Consider the following 4,251-nt stretch of genomic DNA (forward strand, 5'->3'; position numbering starts at 1 on the left):
CAAATTTCTCAGGCGGCATACGCTATCAGTTTTAAATCAAGGCTGTAAAAATAGCCTATTCATTCTATTCAATTTAATAAAAAGGCAGCACGATATGCTGCCTTTTTTTATTCTTGACACCCTTTCATAAAAAGATCGCTCGAATAGCTTTTGTTCTTTATCCTCCCAAGATCATCTCCATCAAGATTTATTGATTGACAAGGCTAGGTATTGTTTTTGATGCATACCAGATTGAAGTAGTTGCTCGTACACAGGCAAAAAAACGCTTTCGTTATAATCCTGAAAAGACAGCTGTGGAAGGTCTTGCCAATTTGCTGGAATTGGGGAGCGTGAAATGCGTGTAGCAGTCTTTGCGCAAAAGAATGAAAATATGCACTAAAGCGGGTGGTTATGCTTAAGGGTGAGAATAAATTCAGTGATTTTGAGAAATCTGCCCCTTACGCTGTCTTAGATATTGAATGGCATTTATCTCTCATAAACAAAAATGTCGCAAAGCGCTTCATCTCCAAGTGAAAGTAAAACTTTCAGAAAAAACACCTTATATGTATTTATTGATAAATCATATATGTTTATTGATAAATCGCGCTTGCTTCATAAAATCCCCTTCCCCTTTTTCTCAAAGCAAAAAGAAAATGTAAAGTTTTACTGTCGTAAGTAGATAAAAAGCACAAGCTACTATTATTTTCCTCTTTACATAGGAAACATACTGCAAAATATTTCTTTACGCAGATAATTTAATTAAATACACCAAAAAAACAAAGACATCAACCACTTTATCAAAATACTCAAGAAGAAACTAAGATTTATAAAAGCATCAATCAGTACTCTTTAGCATATTTATAAAACACATTACATCCAATATAAAACACCTCAGATCTAAAATTAAGTAAACTTTTTTAATTTTTGCTGACGGCTGTTCCCAACGATGCTGTCCCCCCTTTATTCTCCTTAATGCATCAAAATATATGACAGTACTGTGATACCATTAAAAAGTACAAACAAACAACGATCATTTGCTTATAATATTGTCTTTAAATATCATTTTAATATTTTTAATTATATATTTAATACGTAATAACTAAAACTATAAATATAATATGACTTAAATATAAATATATACATTAATTATTATATTTTTTAATTTGACTATAAGTAAATTATAAAACTATAAGTAAATTATAAAATAGTGAGCAAGAAGAATATTTTTATAGACCATTATTTATTTTCTTATATTGTTTGTTCTTCTTATAACAAGTGGAGATATGGCAAACAGAAAAAATATTTGTAGCTTAGTTTTAAGTGAGGAGAACATAAATGTCTAAAAAATCTCTTTTATCGCATACAGCAACTGCAGCAATTCTATTATTTGGGACCTACCACAACACACAAGCGGAAGAACTTAAAGAACTTAAAGTTTCTGATGGAAAAAAAATGGAAGTCTCTAAAGAAAGCTACGAGAATATTTGGGCAGAAACGGGTGGAAAAATCATCGGCAAGAATTTAAAGCTGGGGAGTACCTCTCCAACACCACCATCTGTTACAACCGTTGTCACCGTTAAAGGATCCGATAGTTTGATTGAATTATCGGACAATACCATCATTGGTGCTCCACTTGGAACTAAATCTTCCTATGAATACGGCGTTAATATATCGGACAACGCTACATTCAAAATGACAGGAGGTTCTATCAATGTTGATAAAACCGCTATTCAGCTAAATGCTGGTAACGGAAATATGGAAAATGTCACAATAACAAGTGAAAACAGTGAACCCTATAACGCAATAAAAGCTGAAAAAAAAAGTAAACTCACTTTGAAAAATATAACTGTTAAAAAAGCAAAAAACAGCATCTTTGCAGATAACCAAACTCAAGTAACAGTTATCGATGGATCTTTTGAGGCAAACGAAACAGCAATCAATGCTCGAAACGGTAGTATCATTACTTTAAACAATAAGGCAAAAATCACATCACTTAACGGTGATGGGCTCAATGCCATTGGTGAGCAATCAAAAATTTTTATGACAAAGGGAACGGTTACCGGTAGCAATAGTGTATTATATACAAAAGCTGGTGGATATATTAATGTTAAAGATGTTGTGCTCACAGCAAATGGTAAAGGAACAAAATTCGGTGCATTTGCAAGAGGTTCCAGCACTATTGAATTGAATGGTAACACAACAATTAAAAATGCTTCGATCGGTGTTAAAGCCGAAAGTGATAATGCGACAATCAAGATGACCGGAGGATCGATTGAGGTCACAGGAGACAAAGCAGTAGGTGCATCATTTCTTAACACCACCAGCAAAGAAAACACGCTGAAAGATGTAAAAATATCAAGCGGAAATGATGACTTTCTTATGGATAAAGGAATAAGTGCTGACAAAGGAAGTATTGTCACTTTAAATAATGTAACCGTCACGAAAGCAAAAAACAGCATCTTAGCAGATAACAAATCTCAAATAACAATCACCGGCGGATCTTTTGAGGCAAAAGGAGAAGCAATAATTGCTCAAAACGGCAGTAGCATTACTTTAAACAATGGTGCGAAAATCATTTCATCTGAGCATAATGCGCTGAGTGCCATTGGTGAGCAATCAAAAATTTTCATGACAGGAGGAACTGTTACTGGGAGTAATAATTCATTATATGCAACTTTGGGTGGATATATTAATGTTAAAGATGTTGCACTCACAGAAAATGGCGAAAGTTCAGTTACAGGCGCATCAGCTGAGGGCCCAAACAGCGTCATTGAATTAAAAGGAAAAACAACGATTACGAAGACTCTCTTTGGTCTTTATGTAACGGATGGAGGCAAAATCACAAGCGAAGAATTAACGATAAAAGGGAAAAGAACAAATATTGAGGGAATCGAACTGCCCAGCATGGGTGTAAATGCTGCTGCAAATAGCGTCATTGAATTAAACGGAAAAACAACGATTGAAAAAGTTGATTTTGGACTTGTCGCATCCAATAGCACGATTAAGATGATCAATGGCGCTGAAAACAAAATAGATGCAACAATAATTGCACTAAAGATAAACAGAAATGGACATATTGATCTCGCAAATACTTCTGCAACAGCAGGGGTTGCTGGGGTGAATTTTGCAGATTTGTCTAAAAATAAGTTAAATGGCCTAAGTAATAGTAATCCACAAGATTGGCAAAACAGTGAAGTTAATTTGACCAATACAGATCTGATCGTTGAAAATGGTATTGGAATAAATACCGATGAATCAATGGGGAAAATTAATCTCAAAAATTCAAAAATCCTTGCAGATACGTTATTCAAAAACATAAAGCAGAAGACAAAACCTGTTGAAATGTTTACTTTAACCGCAGACCATTCTGTCTTACAAGGCGGTGTAAGAAATGACGAAAATGGGCAAACACGCTTTGATCTGAAAAACGACACAAAATGGACGTTGAAGATCAGTAACAATGAAAAAGATGCTGATGGAAAACTACTTGATATTACTCAAAGATCTCGTTCCGATATTTCTACGCTTAATCTCGATAACAGCTCCATTATGTTTAGCAAGCCAACAGAAAAACAGCATTACCAAACTTTGTATATAGGTTCTGGTAAACCAGACACGCAAGCCGTCTACAATGCCTCTGGTGACGCAAAAATTTACTTCAACGCACAATGGAGTGATGGAGCACCAATCGCCGATCAAAAAACCGATAGGCTTTTGATCAATGGGAACGTCTCAGGCAACACATCAGTTTATGTTTCAGGACGCGTAGAAAAGAACAGTAGTCAAGCAAATACCTCTGCTGCTGCTAATGTACGGGGGCTTTCACTCATTCAAGTTTCTGGAAAAGCAACTGAAAACTCTTTCAAACTCGTAAATGGCTATACCACAAGAAATGGTTTACCAGATATGTATACACTACGTGCCTATGGACCAGACTCAAGCCAAGGAAAAGCCGATATTGCGCAAAACCTCTTTGATGAAAAGAATGAAAACTTCTGGGATTTCCGTTTGCAACCCGAACTGCTTGACTCCAATTCTGGTTCAAATCCTGATCCTGAAACAAATATCCCTACCGTTGCCCCTGTACCACAAACAGCAAGCTATTTGGTCATGCCAAATGCTCTCTTCTATAGTGGATTAACGGATATGGCTAAACAAAATGCACTTTTAGCCAATATCAGAACATCTGTCTTAAGAAAAGAAGAAGAAAAACAAACCGGTTTCTTCCTCTATACTTACGGAAACACAGGAACCTTATCTTCTGAACGCGGA

Annotated in this window: 2 protein-coding genes; both read left to right on the forward strand. The window is 35.5% G+C overall.

The window, feature by feature from the left end; genetic code table 11:
* Positions 1 to 194 precede the first annotated feature (194 nt).
* Entirely contained in the window at positions 195 to 344 is a 150-nt protein-coding gene (locus ACFINK_RS09075; RefSeq protein WP_375612614.1) for a hypothetical protein, read from the forward strand.
* 970 nt (positions 345 to 1,314) lie between these two features.
* Positions 1,315 to 4,251: autotransporter outer membrane beta-barrel domain-containing protein (locus ACFINK_RS09080; RefSeq protein ID WP_375638872.1), on the forward strand; the 2,937-nt coding region annotated here is incomplete at its 3' end.

Source organism: Bartonella sp. AA16NXGY, assembly GCF_042197325.1.
GTDB lineage: Bacteria > Pseudomonadota > Alphaproteobacteria > Rhizobiales > Rhizobiaceae > Bartonella.